The following is a 20456-nucleotide window of genomic DNA, read 5'->3' on the forward strand; positions in this document are numbered from 1 at the left end:
TTTCCAAAAGGATACCTCACAACACATCACAGAAAAAGCATGAAATTAATTATTTTTGTGATGTTTTGTCGCCTGTTTCAGATGATTTCCGAAACACACTATAATTCAATCGGTTAGGGAAAGTGACCGCATACGTTCCTGCACTGCATCCGGTGTGGCCGGTAGTGGACCGTCCTGATTCAACAGGTTCCGACCGATGTAACTGTCGGCTGCCGGAGAAAGGCCTGCGTAGAGCGCTGCGAATAACGAACGCGCTTCATATCCGGCCCAGTCTGCCGGCAAGACCGAGCGTGGCAGGCGGGGATCCCGCAGGCGAATGCCGCGATAGGCATGCACCAATGCCAGTCGGAACAACAGTGCTGACGGAGGCGCAACACCATCTGCGATCAGGTTCTGCATGGGTTTGAAGTGGGAGACAAAGCCTGTGTAGTCCCGAGCCAGCAGTTCCAGTCCGAATGAGGAAGCAGCTATTTTTTCCAGTTCACCTGATTTCAGGTTCAAAGCCGACGCGCGAAACGCGGTACCAAGGATGGGGCGTCCCGGCCTGTCAGCGCCGATGTAGACATTCCCCTCAAGTGACGCGAAACCAAACCGCATCAGAACGGCCTGATCCGCGGCTTCCGTACAACGGGTCAACAGCCAGCCACAATCCGGATCCTCAGGGCCATAGAACAAGTCTGCCGCCAGGTGATATTCTTCCCGGGCATCCGGTGTCAGAGCATAAAAGCTGCGCCTGCCTTCCCGCTCACCTATCAACTGACCTTTTGAAACCAGACGGGACACCGCTGTCCTGACAAGCGATTCATTAACGCTGAAGCCGGCGCAAAGGCTGATCAGGTCTCCCATCCACAGCACACCGCCACGCGGTTCAACGATGTCGCCGTAGATGGTCACGATCAGCTGCGCAGCCTTGGGCGGAAAGGGCCGCAGGAAACTGTCAGCAAGTATTTCGGTTCCGGTGTGCATGAAGCTTCTGATCCGTCAGCATTTTTCTAAAGCTTATCTGTACGGCGGCTGCAAACCAAGATGTTCACGGATGCTCTCGACAACATTCCGGCGAAAGTGGACTTGAAAACCCGATTTTTGAACGTTATAAAATTACACGTTATAAAATTACATCATCCTGAAGGCCTACCTATGCCCCTCACCTTCTCCGCCATCAAGAACAGCGCCTGCAGGTCACTTTATCTGACGGCTCCCGCCGCAGCAGCACTAGTGACCCTGACAGTGAATGCGCACGCCGACGCCCCCAGTGTCGTCACGTCCATCAAACCGATCCATTCCATCGCGTCGGCTGTTATGGAAGGTGTCGGGACGCCCTATGTCCTTGTCGACGGCGCCTCCTCTCCTCATGGCTATGCGCTGAAACCGTCGCAGGCATTTCTACTTCAGGGAGCCGATGTGGTGTTCTGGGTTGGGCCAGAACTGGCTCCCTCGCTGAAGAAGCCAATCGAAACCATGGCCAAGAATGCTGTAACGGTCGAACTGATCGATGCGTCTGGAATTCATCAACTCGACATTCGAGAAGGTGCCAGCTTCGACGCCCATGATCACGATCACGACGATGGGCACAGTGGCGAAGAGCATGCGCATGATCATGCAGAAGAAGAAGAAGATGACCACGACCACGCTGGCGGCGAACATGATCACGAAGAGGGCGCACATGAACATGCCGGCCACGAACATGATGACGACGACAGCCACGCCGATGCCCATGACCACTCGGGTCACGACCACGACGCAGAGCATCAGCACGCGGCACATGAGGCTGTCGATCCGCATATCTGGCTGAACCCGGAAAACGGCATCGAGATCGCAAAAATCATGGCAGATACCCTAGCGAAACAGGATCCTGCCAACGCCGAAATCTATAAAAAGAATGCAGCGGCGTTTTCCAAGCGGATCGCGTCACTCGATCAGGACATTTCCGCTGAACTGGCTCCGTTTGCAGACAAAAAGTTCATCGTCTTCCACGATGCCTATCATCATTTCGAACATCACTATGAAATCGAGGCCAGTGGATCGGTTACCGTTTCTCCGGAAGCTCTGGCGAGTGCAGACCGAATTCAGGAAATCCAGGGCAAGATCAGGGACCTCGGCGTAAGCTGCGTTTTTCAGGAACCGCAATTTGACGCAAAGCTGGTTTCGGTTGTTCTGGAAGGCAGCAGCGCTCGGTCAGGTACGCTTGACCCGCTGGGCACCGATCTTGAAAATGGCCCGGACCTTTATCCGCAACTTCTGAAGGGGCTCTCAAGCTCTCTGAAGGAATGCCTCGGCGGCGCCTCCTGAAATTGCCTCTTCGCGAGGGCAAACAAAAAAAGCCGCCGGAGGTCACCCCTTCGGCGGCTTTTGTTGTTCTGCTATCCCAGATCAGGACGTTCTGACTTTTTCCCGCTCTGCTTCGGTTTTCTCGATGGCCTTCAACAGATGCATGTCCCGATCGTAGACGTCGGTATAGAAGGCAACCGTCCCGTCCAGTTCAGGCCACGCCGTAAAGTAGGACACATAAACCGGAATATCGCCGGTCACCTGTTCTTGCTGGTTCTGACCGCCCGAAATACGCGAGCTCACGTAATCCTTGGATTTGCCGAGAACCGCAGCGGCCATGGCCTTCGGATCCTGCAGACGGATGCAGCCATGGCTGTATGCGCGCATATCCTTGTTGAAGAGGTTCTTTGACGGCGTATCGTGCATGTAGATGTGATGCCTGTTCGGGAACAGGATCTTGACTTCGCCAAGCGCGTTTGAGCTGCCCGGATACTGGCGGACGTTGACCGATTGCTGTTTGGAAGCAACCGCGTACCAGTCGACCGCGGAAGACGAAACCTGCCGGCCGCCTGGTGTCGTTACTTCATAACCGGCGCGGTCGAGATAACTCGGGTCGTTGGCCAGTTTCGGCAGCATTTCATTGACAATGATCGAATACGGCACGCCCCAATAGGGATTGTATTCAACGATTTCGATCTTGTCGTAGAAGAAGTTGGTCTGATTGGACTTCTTGCCGACAACCACCCGCATGCTCAATGGAGCTTCGTCAGGCGCGGTATAGGTCGCGGTGAAGGCAGCCTGGTTGATGAAAACCTTGCGTTCGCCGAGCTCTTCGGGAAGCCAGCGGCTGCGCTCCATGGCCAGTTCGACCTTGGCGATCTTCGCCGCGTTGGTTTCGCCGACCATCGCGTTGATGGTGTTCTTGCCGATGATACCATCCGGCGTGAGCTTGGCTTCCTTCTGGAAAGCCTTCACCAGCTCAACGAGTTCCGGAGAATAAAGTTCAGCGCCATCATAGGCAGTCAGCGTCTCTTCATGAGCCGACTTGAGTTCCTGCGAGCCGTTCTTGGCGATCGCGGCGACGATGTTCTTCATTTCCGGGCTGGACTTGCCAGCCTTCAGGAATGTGCCGGGCGCGATGACGATCTGGTCGGCATCTTCATCTTCTGCTCGCAGGCGAGCCAACTCTTCGGTCAGCTTGCGGAAATGTTCACTCTGAGGCTGCGCTTTGGTAACTGCTGTTTCGGCATTGGCCGCTGCCTTGAAGCCTTCCAGGGCTGCAACCAGATCGACTTCATGCCTCGGAAGATCGTGGTATTCGGAAATCCGGTTCGGATCGACTCGTCCGCGCCTGGAATCCAGAACATATGTCAGAACGGCTGCACTCATCTCCATCTCGAACCGCATCGTGGCGGCATCGAGTGCCTCACCTTCAAGACCTTCAGTTACGGGAAGATCGACGACATAGTCTTCCGGGTTCAGCGCAAATTTGCCTGTATCAGCGAGACTGCTACGGACCGCGATTGCCTTTTCTGTCGGCTTACCGTCTTTCACCCAGACGAAATCGGGATGCTCACGATAGAATGAAATGACTGCAGAACCCACTTCCGGAAGGACGGTGAGCGACATGTCTTTCAATGCCGGACGCGCCGTGTCGAATGCGGTCAGAACGACCGGAGCCTGTGGCAGGCTATCGCTTTCGGTGCTCGGGGCATCCGTCGTTTCAACGGGCTGGACATCAGGCTTCACCTCGGCGGACTTGATCTCCGACAACTCAGCCAGCGAAACCTTCTTCCAGCTGTCGGCCGTGTAATTGAGGTAGCGCGGCGCAGAGACCTTTGCGGTAACGACCTTCTTGCTAAGATCCTGTTGGCGCTCACGCTCCTGCTGTCGGCGATGCGCTTCCGGATTGAACAGACGCTGGAACAACCCCTGCGCGGAAGCAGGCTCTACCGAGACCAGGTTAAAACCGGAAAAAAGCACCGTCGCCATCAAGCCAGCCCTGAGGGACGTCCCCAGGACAGAACGTTTCGGTTTTTTCCTGGTACATTCGCTCAGTGCCATTGCATTCGCTCGCATTGTCTAAACCCGCTTATTTTAAATCTTTTCGAACCTGACGCCTTGCCCAAGTCACCAGGGTTTTATTGCGTCCCTGCAAGGATCGAAGGCTGTTCGGCATATCCGCCGAGGATGTTCTACATCCGAGCGTGATATGGCAACGCAGTTACCGTGCAACCGGGCCCCGCGACCCGATTCCCGGAAACTGCGCCCGTAAACCGTTTGATACTATAACAGGGTTCATCAGATGGTTAAGGGGCGCCGTCCTACACAGGTTTGAAATCAGCCGACTGTGACGATTTTGCCTCGTTGCTGACAGTACAGCTGCCCACCATCACGGTGCCAGAAACGGCAGAACTGCGGCTGTTTGGAAAAACAACCTCGCGTGATTGGCATCACGCCACCTTCTTCATCATAGGCGTATCTACGGCTTCACGAGTACGTGAGACATTACCGGAGAGCCAAATGCCGTTTCAATTCAATGTTGGTGACCATTCGTCACCGATCTGGAAATACACAAGTTTCAACTCTTCCCAGTATTCAAAGCTGAAGTGGGCCAGAAACAAGCTTTTCAAAATGGTCAAGAACAACCCGGGATGTAATGCCTATTTCCGGACGCTACCCAAGGGGCGAAGCTTGTCGGACATGATCAACGACAGCTCGATTTGGGTGAATTACGGACCGACCATTTCACCGCTACATGGGGAAATCCACGTTCCTTCCGGGGAAATCGCGGTTGGTGACCGGGCCTTTAAAATGGGCAGGTGGATGGTGCTGGCCACCATCATTCATGAATTCGCGCATCACAACGGCGCCCCGATTACGGGTGGCGACACACGCGCAGAAGAAGCCGTCTATCACTGTGGTCTCGGCAGTGCGAAGGAATATTACGACGGCGTTGATGACCCGAACACGCCTTACGACCCAAACGTCGGCGGTTGATCAACATACCCTGGTGCGCGGCCCCAAAGCATGGGACCGCACCCGGTAGGGCAGTAAAAGGTCAGAACGGAATTTCGTCGTCCATGGGGCCGCCACCGCCACCGGACGGACCGCCGTAACCGCCACCGCTGCTGGAACCGCCGCCATAGCCACCACCAAAATTCCCGCCGGAACCGGAACCGCCGCCGCCGAAGCCACCTCCGCCGCCGCCTTGTGAGTCATTGCCGTAATCGGGAAGACCGCCGGATGCACCGCCACCTTCGCCGCGACCGTCAAGCATGGTCAGGTTGGAGTTGAAGCCCTGCAGCACGATCTCGGTGGAGTACCGGTCCTGACCGGACTGATCCTGCCATTTGCGGGTCTGAAGCTGGCCTTCGAGATAAACCTTTGATCCCTTGCGCAGATATTGCTCCGCAACTTTGCAAAGACCGTCGTTGAAGATCACGACGCGGTGCCACTCCGTCTTTTCACGACGCTCACCGGTGTTGCGGTCGCGCCAGGATTCCGACGTCGCAATCCGGAGATTGGCGATCGGGCGGCCATCCTGCGTACGGCGGATTTCCGGGTCTGCTCCCAGATTGCCGACCAAAATTACTTTGTTGACGCTGCCCGCCATACTGAACTCCTGTTTGTTTTTCGTTGACCCCGCCGACGATGTTCGTGTGCTTCTCCGGCACGTGTCGATAAACGGTCAACGTTGCAAGCTTTGCTGCTAGAAACCAGAACCCTAACGGCACGCCAACAGCTTCGCCGCTATTTTCGCCAGGCTTCACTCATTTTCCACAAGGCAACTCACAAACTGCCGCCTGGTTCATCCGCCTAAAATTCGAGCAAAATCGACAGACACAATCCTTGATTGCGCCAAGTTACAATTTGCTCCACTTTTGTTCCAATCAAGCCCCGATTTTTCTGTCAGGACATTATCTCATGAACTGCGAGGTTTCGGTCACCTATTTCTGCTCGGCTCCTGACGCGGCAATCGTCAATGTACTTGTTTTGTTCTTATCATTTCTGTAAAAGCGATTCAATCAGGCATCGCATCGACAAGTGCCTCAGGCACGATATTGAAAATGCCTCACTGGAAGCTCCGCCCGAAACTGCTATATCGGGGCAAACAGACATCATCGGCAATGGACCATCTTAGCGTATGCGCGAGCAACAATCGGCTTTGTGCGACGCATGCGGTCAGGAAGAACGACAATGAAGACAGCCAAGGGATCGCAGTCGGAAGAAGCCTGGAAGGCGGACCCAACACGGGTCATCAGCATCCGTGGCGCACGGGAGCATAACCTCAAGGGCGTCGACCTGGACCTGCCCCGCGACAAGTTGATTGTCATGACCGGCCTGTCCGGCTCAGGCAAGTCGTCCCTCGCCTTCGACACCATATATGCAGAAGGTCAGCGGCGGTACGTGGAAAGCCTGTCCGCCTACGCGCGTCAGTTCCTGGAAATGATGCAGAAACCGGACGTCGACCAGATCGACGGACTGTCGCCGGCAATCTCCATCGAACAGAAGACCACGTCCCGCAATCCGCGCTCCACGGTCGGAACGGTTACGGAAATCTACGATTACATGCGCCTTTTGTTTGCGCGTGTCGGCGTTCCCTATTCCCCCGCCACCGGTCTGCCGATCGAAAGCCAGACCGTCAGCCAGATGGTCGATCGCATTCTGGAGCTGGAAGAAGGTGCCCGCCTCTACCTGCTTGCGCCGATGGTTCGCGGCCGCAAGGGCGAGTATCGCAAGGAACTTGCCGAGCTGATGAAGAAGGGTTTCCAGCGCGTCAAGATCGACGGAACCTTCCATGAGATTTCCGAGGCCCCTGCCCTCGACAAGAAATTCAAGCACGATATCGACGTCGTCGTGGACCGTATCGTCGTGCGTGACGATATCTCCGGTCGGCTTGCCGATTCACTGGAAACGGCGCTGAAACTTGCCGATGGCATTGCAATTGCCGAATTTGCCGACAAGACCGACGAGAACGGCAACCCGGAACGGATGATCTTTTCCGAAAAATTTGCCTGCCCGGTATCCGGCTTCACCATTCCGGAGATCGAGCCGCGTTTGTTCTCGTTCAACAATCCCTTCGGTGCCTGCCCCACTTGTGATGGCCTTGGAACGACACTCGCCTTTGAAGAAGACCTGGTTGTTCCTGACCACTCGCTTTCCCTGCGCGAAGGAGCTGTCCTGCCGTGGGCGAAGACAGGGTCGACATCACCTTATTATGCCCAGACGCTGGAAGCACTCTGCAGTCATTTCAAGGTGTCCATGGCAACGCCCTGGAAGGATCTTCCTTCGGAAGTGCGCGAGGCAATCCTTCATGGAACCGGCAATGCGAAGATTGAATTCGTCTATGATGACGGCGTCCGCAGCTACCGGACAGAAAAGACCTTTGAAGGTGTAATCGGCAATATCGAGCGGCGCTGGCGCGAGACAGAATCCACCTGGGTTCGCGAGGAACTGGCAAGGTTTCAATCCGATCATGCCTGCCCGGCTTGCAGCGGGTTCCGTCTGAAGCCGGAAGCGCTTGCCGTCAAGATCGCCGGCAGGCATATCGGTCAGATCACCGAACATTCCATTCGCGATGCAAGCCTCTGGTTTGAAGCCCTGCCGGAGCAACTGAACGACAAACAGAGCGAAATCGCAGGCCGCATCCTGAAGGAAATTCGCGAGCGGCTGAAGTTCCTGAATGACGTTGGCCTTGAATATCTCACCTTGTCCCGCTCTTCCGGAACACTGTCAGGTGGCGAAAGCCAGCGTATCCGCCTCGCCTCGCAGATCGGCTCGGGGCTGACAGGAGTTCTCTATGTACTGGATGAGCCGTCCATCGGCCTTCATCAGCGCGACAACGCCCGTCTTCTGGAAACGCTGAAACACCTGCGCGATCTCGGCAATACGGTGATTGTGGTCGAGCATGATGAAGACGCGGTGCTGACTGCCGATTACGTTGTCGACGTCGGACCAGGAGCGGGTGTCCATGGTGGGCAGATCGTCGCCAAGGGCACTCCCTCCGAAATCATGGCCAATCCCAATTCGTTGACGGGGCAGTACCTGTCTGGATCCATGATGGTTTCGCGCAACGACGAGCGCAGAAAAATCAACAAGAAGCGGAAGATCTCCGTTCGCGGCGCCCGCGGCAACAATCTCAAGGACATTGACGTCGACGTGCCGCTCAGCACGTTTACCTGTGTCACCGGTGTGTCGGGGGGCGGCAAGTCCACGTTCCTGATCGATACGCTCTACAAGGCCGCGGCTCGTCGTCTCAATGGCGCGCGGGACAACCCTGCCCCGCACGATCGCATCGAAGGCCTGGAAGTGCTCGACAAGGTCATCGACATAGATCAGTCACCGATTGGCCGGACCCCCAGATCCAACCCTGCGACCTACACCGGTGCCTTTACCCCGATCCGTGAATGGTTCGCAGGAATGCCTGAAGCCAAGGCCAGAGGCTATCAGCCCGGCCGGTTCTCCTTCAACGTCAAGGGAGGCCGCTGCGAAGCCTGTCAGGGCGACGGCGTCATAAAGATCGAAATGCACTTCCTGCCGGATGTGTACGTCACTTGCGACGTATGCAAAGGCAAACGGTACAATCGGGAAACGCTCGAGGTCGAGTTCAAGGGCAAGTCGATTGCCGACGTGCTCGATATGACCGTGGATGAAGCCGCCGTGTTCTTCTCCGCAGTTCCCGCCGTGCGCGACAAGATGGAGACTCTGGCGCGTGTAGGTCTCGGCTACATCAAGGTCGGCCAACAGGCGACCACGCTCTCAGGTGGTGAAGCGCAGCGCGTAAAGCTTGCGAAGGAACTCTCCAAGCGCTCGACGGGCCGCACGCTTTACATTCTGGACGAACCCACGACAGGTCTGCATTTTCACGATGTCGCAAAGCTGCTGGAAGTGCTTCACGAACTGGTTGACCAGGGCAACACGGTTCTGGTGATCGAGCACAATCTTGAAGTCATCAAGACGGCAGACTGGATTATCGATCTGGGACCGGAAGGAGGCGACGGTGGCGGCACGGTGGTTGCAACCGGACGGCCTGAAGACGTTGCCGAGGTTTCGGAAAGCTACACGGGTCAATTCCTGCAGGAACTGCTGCAGCGACGTCCGCAACGGGCACACGACGCTGCGGAATAAGTCTTAACCAGTCTCCAGTTACGCGACGACAGACATGTGTGCACCGCACACATGTCTTTTTCATTTGTATTTCCGCACGTTCCACGAATCATCCCGATTCTGGCTGCGCAAGCTTTGCTGCATTGCATCAAACGCATGTCAGGCATGCAGAGATGGCACTTCTTTTATTTCGAGTGGTGAAATATATCATTTGACAACAACGGCGCGGAACGCACACGCGTTTCGATAATTAAGGAATAAGAAGATGTTTGACACCGTGCGCCAAAAGTACAGCAACTGGGTAAGCTACCGCCGTGCGGTTGACGAATTGTCCCGCCTTTCGGCCCGTGAGCTTGCCGACCTCGGCATCTGCCGCAGCGACATCAAATTTGTCGCGCGTCGTCAGATTGGCTGAATGAAATAAAGAGATCGCGTCCCTAGGCATCCTCCTCCCAGCCGACGGGCGTGTGACACGCAGGGCATCCTCCTCCCAGCCCTGTCACGTCGAAACGTCACCCGCCAGCACCTCCTCCCGCTGGCGGGCGTTCGTTTTTCTGGCGTCCTGATTTCCTCCCATCCCTGTCTGGTCAGGCAAGAGATTCCTCAAAATTCTGACACTCCAACGCCAAGTGCGATATCTGGATGTGCTCAACTGTCTCCAGGTCGATGTCTCTGCTCTTGCGGCGACAGCTCGCTCATTCCTCCAAGCGAAGCATTCCCTGTGAGAAAGCCCAAACGATGCAAGTCAGCACAAAATAGGTATTCACAAGCTGGGTCGTTACCCGGGCCGGGGGCGCATTCGGATAATTTTATGTCTTCGCTTGTTGCGATGCCATGTTTTCGATTGGGCTGGTAGATCGACAACCTGTCTTGTGAACTCAACCGTCTTCTCCGCTATCGCCGCCTGCCTTCCGTCAGCGCAGATCACTTGTGCGTACTAGGTCAGTCTAGAGTTTTCAGGCGAGACCAAATGACGGACTGATCCGTAGAAAGGAACCCTCCCGACTCCATTTCCATTTCGCACCTGCGAACACTCAAATCATGACAGCTATGCGAAGCATGCGGGTCGTTTTGCCATTTCAACCCCATTAAGGCTTTTTTAATCTGCATTTTTTGCATATCAGCTTCGCAATTTCCCCTCTACCTCGCACTGCACAAAACACCTATCTTCCAGCCTGTAAGAGATGAACGGGCCAGACGCCGATCCGCGGTGCCATGGCCATGAGATAGCGAAAGGCCTAAACCATGATCGATACTGTTGTTCGCAAATTCAATAACTGGAAACGCTTCCGTCAGACCTATGACGAGCTGTCCAACCTGTCCAACCGCGAACTGGACGACCTGGGCATTGCCCGCTCCGACATCGCTCGCTACGCGCGCATGTCTGCGAAATAACAAAGCTTCGCGGTCAGAAGGTATCCTCCTCCCAACCTGATGACCGCATCTTCCGCGCTCCATGCGTGGAACTCCAAAAGCGCCTGCCGGTACCTTCCTCCCACCGGCGGGCGTTTTTTTTGTTTTGTCGGCAATCATATCGGTGCCCGACATCAGACCATTCCGTCACATCGATATGGCGCACATTGCGGTTGCCCGACTTTGCCTGTAATCAGGGCGGCAAAGCAATTGTCCGGATCCACCTTGCCGCAAGTCGGTGACGAAAGGCGGCCGGAACAAGTCCCAGGGACACAAAATGACCCCCATCCATATCATCGGCGGCGGCCTTGCCGGTTCAGAGGCTGCCTGGCAGATCGCACAAGCCGGACTGCCCGTCGTCCTCCACGAAATGCGCCCTGTCCGCAAAACGGATGCTCATCAGACCGAAGGTCTTGCCGAACTTGTCTGCTCGAATTCTTTTCGTTCTGACGATTCCGAGCAAAACGCCGTTGGCCTGATACATCATGAACTGCGTCAGCTCGGTTCTCTCATCATGTCTTGCGCTGACGCGCATCAGGTACCTGCCGGCAGTGCACTTGCCGTGGATCGGGACGGATTCTCCAACGCTGTAACGACCGCACTTCAAAATCATCCAAATGTGACGATCTCGCGTGAGGAAGTCGCAGGTCTGCCCCCCTCTGACTGGGAAAAGGTCATCATTGCAACGGGACCGCTGACGTCACCGGCTCTCTCGGCGGCAATCCTGGAAAAAAGCGGGGAAGATGCTCTTGCATTCTTCGACGCTATTGCACCGATCGTCCACTTCGAAAGTGTTGATCTTTCCAAGGCCTGGTTCCAGTCCCGCTATGACAAGGTGGGGCCTGGCGGCACTGGCAAGGACTATCTCAACTGCCCGCTGGACAAGGTGCAATACGAAGCATTTATCGATGCGCTTCTTGAAGGTGAAACAGCGGACTTCAAGGAATGGGAAGAAAACACGCCCTACTTTGATGGCTGCCTACCAATTGAAGTCATGGCTGCCCGCGGCCGCGAAACACTTCGGCATGGCCCGATGAAGCCCATGGGACTGACCAACGCGCATAATCCGGAGGTGAAGGCCTACGCGGTTGTGCAATTGCGTCAGGACAATGCACTCGGCACGCTCTACAACATGGTCGGTTTCCAGACAAAGCTGAAATACGGTGCCCAGGCCGACATTTTCAGGATGATTCCAGGCCTTGAAAACGCACAATTTGCTCGCCTTGGCGGCCTTCACCGCAACACCTTCCTGAACTCGCCGAAGGTTCTCGATGGAACCTTACGGCTCAAAGCCGATCCTCGGCTGCGGTTTGCCGGTCAGATCACCGGCTGTGAGGGCTATGTGGAATCGGCGAGCGTCGGCTGCCTCGCCGGACTGTTTGCAGTCTTTGAAGCCCGCGGTCAGGAGATCGTCCCGCCACCCGCAACGACTGCCATGGGTGCGCTGCTCGGTCATATTACCGGCGGACATATCACACGGGACGAAGGTGCCGGCAAACCGGGCTCTTTCCAGCCGATGAATGTCAATTTCGGCCTCTTCCCCGAAGTGGACGCACCAAACAAGGATGAAAACGGCAAGCGACTGAAAGGCAAGGACAAGACCCGTGCAAAGAAGCTTGCGATGACCAATCGGGCGAAAACGGACTTCACGGGCTGGCAGGCCAAGTTGGGCCTTGTGAAACAGGCCGCCGAATAGTCGGTGCCGATTGGCCCCATGTTCAGGCATGTGCGGCCGGATCGAATGCATTTTCATGATTTTCAAACAGGCGCTTTTTCTCGCGGGAAAGCGCCTGTTTGCGTGTCTGGAAATCAGCCCATACGGGATCAGATGGCCTTCAGTACGTTCCCGGACGCTCGCCAGAGCATCCATTGCCGCCTGAGTTGAGACATCTCCGCGACCTGCTTCAACGGATCCAGGTCTTCCCGTTCCAGTTTTTTCAGGAATGGCTCCACAAGAACCAATGGCAGGTAGGCTGCCTGACAGGCAGTTGGTACTTCCTTCGACGCCTGACGCACACGGCCGATGTGGTGGCGGACATGGCCACGCATTTCAGCAAGCACAGCCCGAAGTTCAGCCGTCGTTTCTCCTCGAAACACTGACTGGACGTCAAGATTGTGCCGGTCACAGACGTCCTTCGGCAAATACATCTGCTGCCGCGACGCATGCCAAGGAAGTGCGCGCATCAAACCGGTCAGCGCATACGCCACGCCCGCGTGCCCTGCGGCCGTTGCCGTGCCGGCTTCCTTGCCATCATTCAAGACAAGGCAAGCCAGCTGGATCACCCCAGAAACGGTTTCACCAGCGTAACCTTCCAGATCGTTGAGACTTGGCATCTGGTCGTTGTAGAGATCGTAAACCCTTGCCTCCGCCATCGCCACAAGGCTTTCTTTCGGCAATTCGTATCGGTCGATCGTCTGCAACAAGGCATTGGCAACTGGATTGGACGCAACAGCTCCATGTTCCGTGCCTTCGAGCAGGTCTCGCCACCATTGTAGCCGAACTTCACCCGGAAGCGGTTCCGACACCAGTTCTCGAATACGGGAAATCTCGGCGCTGTAGGCATAGAGCGCCATCAGTCCATTGCGATGGGCTTCTGGTGCCAGCAACGCACTGAGATAGCGGTCCTTGTCAAATTGACGAACCACATCGGCAGCATGTTCAAAATCGGTCGTCATAAAGCCCGATAGCCTTTGAGGTGCTTCAGTCGACAGCGATCAGTGCAGCAGCTACAGCCCGGTCTTCCGACAAAAGCACATTGAAGGTCCGAAGCGCGGCGCCTGTCGACATCGGGTCGGACAATATGCCCGCCTCCCGAAACAGCGTTTTCAGCTCTGCCGGCAAAGGTCGAAGTTCCTTGCCGGTTCCGACCAGAAGCACTTCAATGTCCGCCTGTTCCTCCAGAACCTTCTGAAAGGCTTCAGGAGTAAAGGCGGACGCATCGCTAACGTCCCAGCCGTAGATTCCGCTCGGAACGCATAACAAGGATCCGCGATGAGACATCCCGGCAAACCGGAAGCCGCCGTTGCCATAAGCTTCGAGCGGCGCCCGACCGGGAAAATGCGCATCGCGGATTTCCATCGTACCGTCCCTAAGCCGACGCTTTCGCCTTTGGAGCCTTTTCGCCATCGTCGTCCTTCGGAGACATGGCCTCCGCACGAAGATTGAACAGGATCAGGAAAGGAGCCGCCAGGAAGATCGACGAATAGGTGCCGATCACGATACCGAAGATCATTGCCAGGGTGAACGACTGGATGACCTCACCGCCGAAGATGTAAAGCGCGAAAAGCGCCAGCAGCGTCGTGAGAGACGTCATGGTCGTACGAGACAGCGTCTCGTTGATCGACATGTCGAGCACTTCCGTCAATGGCCGCTTCTTGTATTTGCGCAGGTTCTCGCGAATACGGTCATAAACGACCACGGTATCGTTGAGTGAGTAACCGATGATGGTCAGAACGGCCGCGATACTGGACAACGAGAAATCAAGCTGCAGCAGGACGAACAGGCCAATGGTTATGACCACGTCGTTGGCCGTTGTCAGAATGGCCCCAACTGCAAACTGCCACTCGAAGCGGAACCAGATGTAGAACAGGATCGCCAGCAACGAGGCGGCAACCGCGATTGCCCCTGCCTGAGCAAGCTCACCCGAAACACGCGGGCCCACAACTTCGACGCGGCGGAAATCCACTTCCTGACCTTCGAAAATGGTTCGCACCTTGCCGATAACGGCCTGCTGAGCAAGCTCGCCACCCGGCTGTTCTTCAACACGGATCAAAATGTCGTCCGACCCGCCGAATTCCTGCACCTGGACATCCCCAAGGTTCAGGGAAGACAGATCGGAACGGATCGAGGCAACATCGGCCGGACCATCGGTCTTGATTTCGATGATGGTACCGCCCTTGAAGTCGATGCCGTAGTTTAGCCCAACGGTGAAGAAGGCGGCGATTGATGCGATCACCAGTACGATGGACAGCGGAAAACTGACTTTCCGCAGCCACATGAATTTGATTTTGGTGTTGTCCGGAACAATTCTCAGCAACATTTGAAAGTCTCCCGGATCAAATCGGCAATTTCGACGGACGGCGGTGGCGGAGCCAAAGGGCTACCAGCAACCGGCTGAACGTGAATGCCGAGAACACTGTGGTGAAGATACCGATGGCCAATGTCACGGCGAAGCCCTTGACCGGACCCGAGCCGAGCTGGAACAGGATCACGGCGGCGATCAGAGTCGTGATGTTGGCATCCAGGATCGTACCGAGGGCACGGCTGAAGCCAGCATCCACCGCAGAAATGACAGATCTCCCTGCCCTTGCTTCTTCGCGAATACGCTCGAAAATCAGCACGTTCGCATCCACCGCCATACCGATCGTCAAAACGATACCTGCAATGCCGGGCAAGGTCAGTGTTGCCTGCAGCATTGTCAGCGCACCAAAGATCAGGAAGATGTTCACCATCAGAGCAAGGTCTGCAATGATGCCGAAGCGGCCATAGGCCAGGATCATGAAGACGATCACCAGACCGCCGCCGATGATAGACGCCAACTTGCCTGCTTCAATGGAGTCAGCGCCGAGGCCCGGACCGATAGAGCGTTCCTCGATGACGGTCAGCTTGGCCGGCAACGCACCGGCGCGCAACAGCACGGCAAGGTCGTTGGCGCCCTCCAGCGTGAAGCTGCCGGAAATCTGACCTGAACCACCGGTGATCGGCTCACGGATAACCGGCGCGGAAATGACTTCATTGTCGAGCACGATTGCGAACGGACGGTTGACATTCTGCTGCGTGATCTGGGCGAACTTGCGCGCGCCGGACTGATTGAAGCGGAAGTTCACAACCGGTTCGTTGTTGCGCTGGTCGAAGCTGACCTGAGCATCGACAAGGTCTTCGCCCGACAGGAGCGGCGCTTCCTCGAGAAGATAAGGAATGGGCGGATCATCAACCGAAGTCATGATGACAGTGCCTGCAGGCGGACGGTTCTGAAGCGCCTGTTCGCCGGACATGGACGTATCGACCATGTGGAAAGTGAGCTGCGCCGTCTGGCCGACGAGATCTTTCAAGCGTTCCGGATCATCTTCACCCGGCGCTTCGACCAGAATCCGGTCGGCGCCCTGGCGCTGGATGCTGGGTTCCGTAGTCCCCAGTTCATCGACACGACGCCGGATGACCTCGATGGATTGCTGGACGATATTCGTCATGCGATCCTCAAGGCCACGCTCGGAATAGGAAAATCGAACCAGACCGTCTTCCGTCACGGTCATGTCAAACTCATTGACCGCCTGACCGCCAAAAACACTGGAGGCCAGCGGGTTGACGAGTGGTTGCAGACGCTCTTCCGCATCGGCCAGCCGCGACAGATCGCGAATACGAACCTGAGCGGCGTCTCCCTGAACTCCGAGCCCCGTATACCCGATGCGCGGATCTTCGCGCAGGGTTGACCGGATATCGCCGACCAGCGCCTTCATGCGCTTCTGGACGTAATCCTGCTTGTCGATTTCATAAAGCAGATAAGCACCGCCCTGAAGGTCGAGACCGAGAACCATCTGGTTCTTCGGCAGGAAGTCCGGCCAGCTTTCAAGTTGTTTTTGGGAGAAGAAATTCGGCAGCGTGGTCAGGATGCCAGCGGCAACCACAAGCACGATCAGCGCGATTTTCCAGCGTGCGAAATAGAGCATGGTCAAGCCTTAAATGCAGCCAGGCCGATCTGAACCGGCCCGGCGGTATCATCGAAGCGGCGCGGATCGCGTTACGCGTTTTCCTTGGCCGGTTCGGTTTTGGAGCGCACTTCCTGCACCATGGAACGTACGAGACGAACCTTGACGCCCTCGGAAAGTTCGACCTGCACTTCACCGTCGTCTACGACTTTGGAAACCTTGCCGATCAGGCCACCGGTGGTCACGATGGTGTCACCACGGCGAAGGTTGGCAACCATGTCCTGATGCTTCTTCATGCGCTGACGCTGCGGGCGGATGATCAGGAAATACATGATTGCGAAGATCGCCACGAAAGGCAGGATCTGGATCAAGAAACCGGAAGCGCCTGCCGGACCGGCTGCCTGCGCGTAGGCTGGTGTGATAAACATTCACTTCTCCTAAGTGGCGTTTTTGGTGACCACCGACCCCTCTGTCGGGTCTTCGGCAAAAACGCTCTCATTCTGGTGGCGCGGACTATAACTGCGGCGCGCCTCATTTCAAGCTTTGCAAGCAGTTTCCAGCGTACCGGTATGGGAATAACTGACGTTTTCGTGTTTCCCGCACCGTGTTAATCCTGCCATCACTTAATTCAGGGCCTGACATGGGCCTTTTTGACAGGGCTTGCAAGAAGAATGAACGCTGAAAACGACCTCACCGCATTAAATGCAAAACTCGATTCCCTGATCGACCTTATCGCACGTGCGGTGCCAGCCCGTCCCGGCCGCCCGGATTTTTCGGTTGCTGACGCTTTCGTCTGGGCGCCTGATCCAGGTGAACTGCTACCGGTTCAAAAGGTCAATCGCGTCGATATCACGTTGCTTTGTGCGGTTTCCCATGTGCGTGATCTTCTTCTCGACAATACGCGCCGGTTTGCGAAGGGATTACCTGCAAACAACGCATTGCTCTGGGGCGCCAGAGGCATGGGCAAATCCTCACTGGTCAAGGCTGCCCATGCAGCGATCGCCGTCGAAAACGCTTCCGCCGGCTTGAAACTCATTGAAATTCATCGAGAAGACATCGAGTCGCTGCCCAAACTCATGAACCTCATCCGGGACGTTTCCTGCAGGTTCATCGTCTTTTGCGACGACTTGAGTTTCGACAATGACGACACCTCGTACAAGTCGCTCAAAGCCGTTCTTGAGGGCGGGATCGAGGGTCGGCCTGACAACGTCATTTTTTATGCCACTTCGAACCGCCGTCACCTTCTGCCAAGGGACATGATCGAGAACGAACGCTCGACAGCAATAAACCCCGCAGAAGCCGTTGAAGAAAAGGTTTCGCTGTCGGACCGGTTCGGGCTTTGGCTCGGGTTTCACAAGTGCAGCCAGGACGACTACCTGGATATGGTGCGCGGGTATGCCGCACACTTTGACCTGAAGATCGAAGCCGACGAATTGCGGGCAAAAGCGCTGGAATGGGCGACGACGCGCGGCAGCCGGTCGGGCCGTGTCGCCTTTCAGTTCATTCAGGATCTGGCCGGCAGGCTCGGCAAGACGATTTCCTGAAATGACAAAGCCCGGCGCAAGGGCCGGGCTGATTGACAAGGTTCACGGTTTTTGGCCACGGACTGCCTTTTCTCATCCGGCGGATCGCAAGGTCCCACCGGATACGAGAATTGTCAGCGTCAGCGTCGCGGCAGGTATTTCAGCGGATCGACGGGCTTGTTGCCCTGGCGCAGTTCGAAATGGAGCTGCGGCTGGTTGACTGACCCAGTCGCGCCCGCCAGCGCAACCACGTCGCCGCGGCGGATCGTATCGCCCCGCTTGACCTTCAACTCGCTGTTGTGTGCATAGGCAGAGACCCAGCCGTCATTGTGACGAACGAGGATCAGGTTACCGTAGCCCTTCAGTTCGTTGCCTGAATAGATCACGGAACCGTCGTCAGCAGCATGAACAGGTGTTCCTTCAGGAACAGCAAGATTCACACCCTCGTTCTTTCCACCACCCGGCTTTGCGCCGAAGTCGGAGATGATACGGCCACGAACAGGCCACCGGAACTTGGCATCCGCGCTGTCGTCTTCCTGAACCTTGGCAACGACAGTTGGCGTCTTGATCGGTTCTGTGGGCCGGGCTTCCTGCGTGAGAGCGGGCTGTGGCAGCTTGGTTTTCTCTACCGTTCCCGACGGTGCCGCAGCAACGGGTTGCGAAGCGGCGGATGAAGTCTCTGGCTGACGGCGCGGTGTTGGCACGCTTGAGGAAGACGATCCGGACGAAATGGAAGCTGTCGTCAGAGTTTGATCGGATCCACCAGGCTTGCGCCTCGGCAAGGTGCTGACGCGGACAACGTCGACCTTGCCCTGGCTGATATCAGCAAATGTCGGCTGCTGACCGTTCTTCTGATCAGGCCTCGGCATCGTCCCGACAGACGTCGGCACGGAGCCAGTGACAACATTATCGCTTCGTCCAGCTGTCGGCAGTTTGACCTTGCCGCTTTCGCCTTCAGTCGTGCTCGTTGAACCGTTTCGTTCAGCGTAAACGTAAGTCGGGATGATGACGCTCTGGCCCGGCTGTACCTTTGCCGGGTCGTCGATGCCATTGACAGCAACAATAGCCTGGATCGGAACACCATACCGGCGTGCCATGGAATTGATGGAATCACCCTGACGCATTTGCACCCGGGTTCCGCCGGCAGATGTCCACCCTTTCCAACTCCTCACATTCCCGGCCGATGCCACCGCTTCAGGTGCGGGCTGTGTCGCAACTGGTGCTGTGCGGACAGGTGCAGGACGCTGAGCCGTCGTCACCGGCGCCGGCAACGGCGCAGACTGGACAGATGGTGCTCTGTTCGGGATGGACCCCGTCGTCACCGGCTGGGATGAACTCTGTGGAAGCCCTGCGGCGGTCCCTCCAGGCCCATTCACGATATCCTGGTATGTCGGCTGCTTCTGGCCGCCGTTGAGAATATCCCGCTGATTCTGGGTATTGCCCGTATAATAGGGTGGTTCACCAAATCGCTCGACCGCGCTGGAACATCCCGCGAGAGCAACAGCAACCAGCGACACTGTCGCTACCTTGCCCATCAGATCCCTGCGGAGGGTACGCTTCCGCTTCATCATCGCCTTAACTCTAACCGCTGACTGTGGCTGTTATGGTTAAGAGTAGACGGCAGTAAGGTTTATAAAGGCTAAAGACGGTTGACGCTTTCGCTGAAAAACAACGATTTCTCAGTATTGAAGCAAACCAGAAAGCCAGCAATCGCGCCGATTATAGTAAATTTGAACAGGCAAGTGGTCGAGTAAGCTCAACGAATGCATGGGCCAAAGAATCGGAATGAAACACCGTTCTAGAGCTTCTTGGCGATTCCCGGCTGCAACATGACCGTCCGCACCATCATCAGCGTTTCCGCAGTCACAACACTCTCGGTTTTCTGGAACTTGATCAACGGCTGGGCCTTTTTTGCCTGACCGACCGGCGCGATCAGGATACCTCCCGGTTTCAGCTGCTGCAGCCAAGGATCTGGCACTTCTTCCACTGCCGCGTTGACGACAATCCTGTCGTAGGGGCCTTTCTGGCGAAACTCGCTCAAACCGTCGGCCTGCCGGGCTTTCACGTTCGTCAGTTTGAGCGCCTCAAAACGACGTGTCGCCAGATCCGTCAATGTGGCGAACCTGTCGAGCGTTTCCACCTGGGCGGCCAGATGGGACATAACGGCTGCCTGATAGCCGGAACCGGTCCCTATCTCCAGAACCACGTGACTGGAGTCGATTGCTAGCGCCTGTACCGTGAAGGCAACGATCGAAGGTGCTGAAACGATCTGCCCGCATTCGATCGGCAGCATTGCGTCTTCATAGGCAAGACTGTGATGGCGTGCGGACAGGAAAAGGCGCCGGGGGACGCGTTCAATTGCAGCCAGTACGTTCCTCGCCCCGACACCGCGCTGTCGCAGTGCCAGAACCAATGCAGCGCGGGCTTCCGCTTCATCCGGCAAAGCGGACGCCATCGTCCTGTTTTCCTTGCCGGGCAATTGACCGGCCATGAACC

Annotated in this window: 17 protein-coding genes; 7 read left to right on the top strand and 10 right to left on the bottom strand. The window is 56.3% G+C overall.

Annotated elements, in window-relative coordinates; genetic code table 11:
• Nucleotides 1-105: 105 nt before the first annotated feature.
• Nucleotides 106-966 carry a PaaX family transcriptional regulator gene (locus B0E33_RS26800; RefSeq protein ID WP_077292897.1) on the bottom strand — a complete coding sequence of 287 codons (861 nt, stop codon included), beginning with the start codon at nucleotides 964-966 and terminating at the stop codon, nucleotides 106-108.
• A 171-nt stretch (nucleotides 967-1137) separates the two neighbouring features.
• Between B0E33_RS26800 and B0E33_RS26805 the strand changes: the two genes are divergently transcribed.
• Entirely contained in the window at nucleotides 1138-2289 is a 1152-nt protein-coding gene (locus B0E33_RS26805) for a zinc ABC transporter substrate-binding protein (protein WP_077292898.1), read from the top strand.
• An 81-nt stretch (nucleotides 2290-2370) separates the two neighbouring features.
• On the opposite strand, the gene B0E33_RS26810 is transcribed toward B0E33_RS26805, so the two are convergent.
• A complete protein-coding gene (locus B0E33_RS26810; protein WP_208997719.1) occupies nucleotides 2371-4260 on the bottom strand; it encodes a L,D-transpeptidase family protein in 1890 nt (629 codons plus the stop codon).
• A gap of 531 nt (nucleotides 4261-4791) precedes the next feature.
• Here B0E33_RS26810 and B0E33_RS26815 point away from each other — a divergent pair.
• A complete protein-coding gene (locus B0E33_RS26815; protein WP_022998705.1) occupies nucleotides 4792-5268 on the top strand; it encodes a hypothetical protein in 477 nt (158 codons plus the stop codon).
• 61 nt (nucleotides 5269-5329) lie between these two features.
• On the opposite strand, the gene B0E33_RS26820 is transcribed toward B0E33_RS26815, so the two are convergent.
• Nucleotides 5330-5884, bottom strand: a complete 555-nt coding sequence (locus B0E33_RS26820; protein ID WP_055654172.1) for a single-stranded DNA-binding protein — start codon at nucleotides 5882-5884, stop codon at nucleotides 5330-5332.
• Nucleotides 5885-6468: 584 nt separating this feature from the next.
• Between B0E33_RS26820 and uvrA the strand changes: the two genes are divergently transcribed.
• From uvrA to trmFO, 4 genes are all read left to right on the top strand, one after another.
• Nucleotides 6469-9399 carry an excinuclease ABC subunit UvrA gene (uvrA, locus tag B0E33_RS26825; protein ID WP_077292899.1) on the top strand — a complete coding sequence of 977 codons (2931 nt, stop codon included), beginning with the start codon at nucleotides 6469-6471 and terminating at the stop codon, nucleotides 9397-9399.
• 244 nt (nucleotides 9400-9643) lie between these two features.
• The gene (locus B0E33_RS26830) at nucleotides 9644-9793 is read left to right on the top strand and encodes a DUF1127 domain-containing protein (RefSeq protein WP_006933294.1); all 150 of its coding nucleotides are present in this window, start codon (nucleotides 9644-9646) and stop codon (nucleotides 9791-9793) included.
• A gap of 830 nt (nucleotides 9794-10623) precedes the next feature.
• Nucleotides 10624-10773, top strand: a complete 150-nt coding sequence (locus B0E33_RS26835) for a DUF1127 domain-containing protein (protein WP_006933293.1) — start codon at nucleotides 10624-10626, stop codon at nucleotides 10771-10773.
• Between the two features lie 295 nt (nucleotides 10774-11068).
• Nucleotides 11069-12487, top strand: coding sequence for a methylenetetrahydrofolate--tRNA-(uracil(54)-C(5))-methyltransferase (FADH(2)-oxidizing) TrmFO (gene trmFO, locus B0E33_RS26840; RefSeq protein ID WP_197923276.1), 1419 nt, complete (start codon nucleotides 11069-11071; stop codon nucleotides 12485-12487).
• Nucleotides 12488-12615: 128 nt separating this feature from the next.
• Here the strand turns inward: trmFO and B0E33_RS26845 are convergent, their stop codons facing one another.
• The 5 genes from B0E33_RS26845 to yajC all read right to left on the bottom strand — a co-directional run bounded on the left by B0E33_RS26845 (nucleotide 12616) and on the right by yajC (nucleotide 16865).
• Entirely contained in the window at nucleotides 12616-13467 is an 852-nt protein-coding gene (locus B0E33_RS26845; protein WP_077292900.1) for a phytoene/squalene synthase family protein, read from the bottom strand.
• Nucleotides 13468-13492: 25 nt separating this feature from the next.
• The gene (locus tag B0E33_RS26850; RefSeq protein WP_022998711.1) at nucleotides 13493-13870 is read right to left on the bottom strand and encodes an Mth938-like domain-containing protein; all 378 of its coding nucleotides are present in this window, start codon (nucleotides 13868-13870) and stop codon (nucleotides 13493-13495) included.
• A gap of 10 nt (nucleotides 13871-13880) precedes the next feature.
• Nucleotides 13881-14831, bottom strand: a complete 951-nt coding sequence (gene secF, locus B0E33_RS31450; RefSeq protein ID WP_077292902.1) for a protein translocase subunit SecF — start codon at nucleotides 14829-14831, stop codon at nucleotides 13881-13883.
• Nucleotides 14832-14847: 16 nt separating this feature from the next.
• Nucleotides 14848-16458, bottom strand: a complete 1611-nt coding sequence (secD, locus tag B0E33_RS31455; protein ID WP_077292903.1) for a protein translocase subunit SecD — start codon at nucleotides 16456-16458, stop codon at nucleotides 14848-14850.
• A gap of 71 nt (nucleotides 16459-16529) precedes the next feature.
• Nucleotides 16530-16865 (bottom strand): preprotein translocase subunit YajC, encoded by a 336-nt coding sequence (gene yajC / locus B0E33_RS26865; RefSeq protein ID WP_022998714.1) that lies wholly within the window; start codon nucleotides 16863-16865, stop codon nucleotides 16530-16532.
• Nucleotides 16866-17108: 243 nt separating this feature from the next.
• Here yajC and B0E33_RS26870 point away from each other — a divergent pair, with 243 nt between their 5' ends.
• A complete protein-coding gene (locus tag B0E33_RS26870; protein WP_022998715.1) occupies nucleotides 17109-17981 on the top strand; it encodes an ATP-binding protein in 873 nt (290 codons plus the stop codon).
• A 119-nt stretch (nucleotides 17982-18100) separates the two neighbouring features.
• Here B0E33_RS26870 and B0E33_RS26875 read toward each other — a convergent pair whose 3' ends face one another.
• Together B0E33_RS26875 and B0E33_RS26880 are read right to left on the bottom strand one after the other, a co-directional pair.
• Complete coding sequence (locus tag B0E33_RS26875) at nucleotides 18101-19084, bottom strand: peptidoglycan DD-metalloendopeptidase family protein (RefSeq protein WP_208997720.1); 984 nt, start codon at nucleotides 19082-19084, stop codon at nucleotides 18101-18103.
• Nucleotides 19085-19758: 674 nt separating this feature from the next.
• Nucleotides 19759-20451: a protein-L-isoaspartate(D-aspartate) O-methyltransferase gene (locus B0E33_RS26880; RefSeq protein ID WP_228148039.1), complete on the bottom strand. Its 693-nt coding sequence runs from the start codon at nucleotides 20449-20451 to the stop codon at nucleotides 19759-19761.
• Nucleotides 20452-20456 lie beyond the last annotated feature (5 nt).

The sequence above is a fragment of the Roseibium algicola genome, from assembly GCF_001999245.1.
In the GTDB taxonomy this organism is placed as follows: domain Bacteria; phylum Pseudomonadota; class Alphaproteobacteria; order Rhizobiales; family Stappiaceae; genus Roseibium; species Roseibium algicola.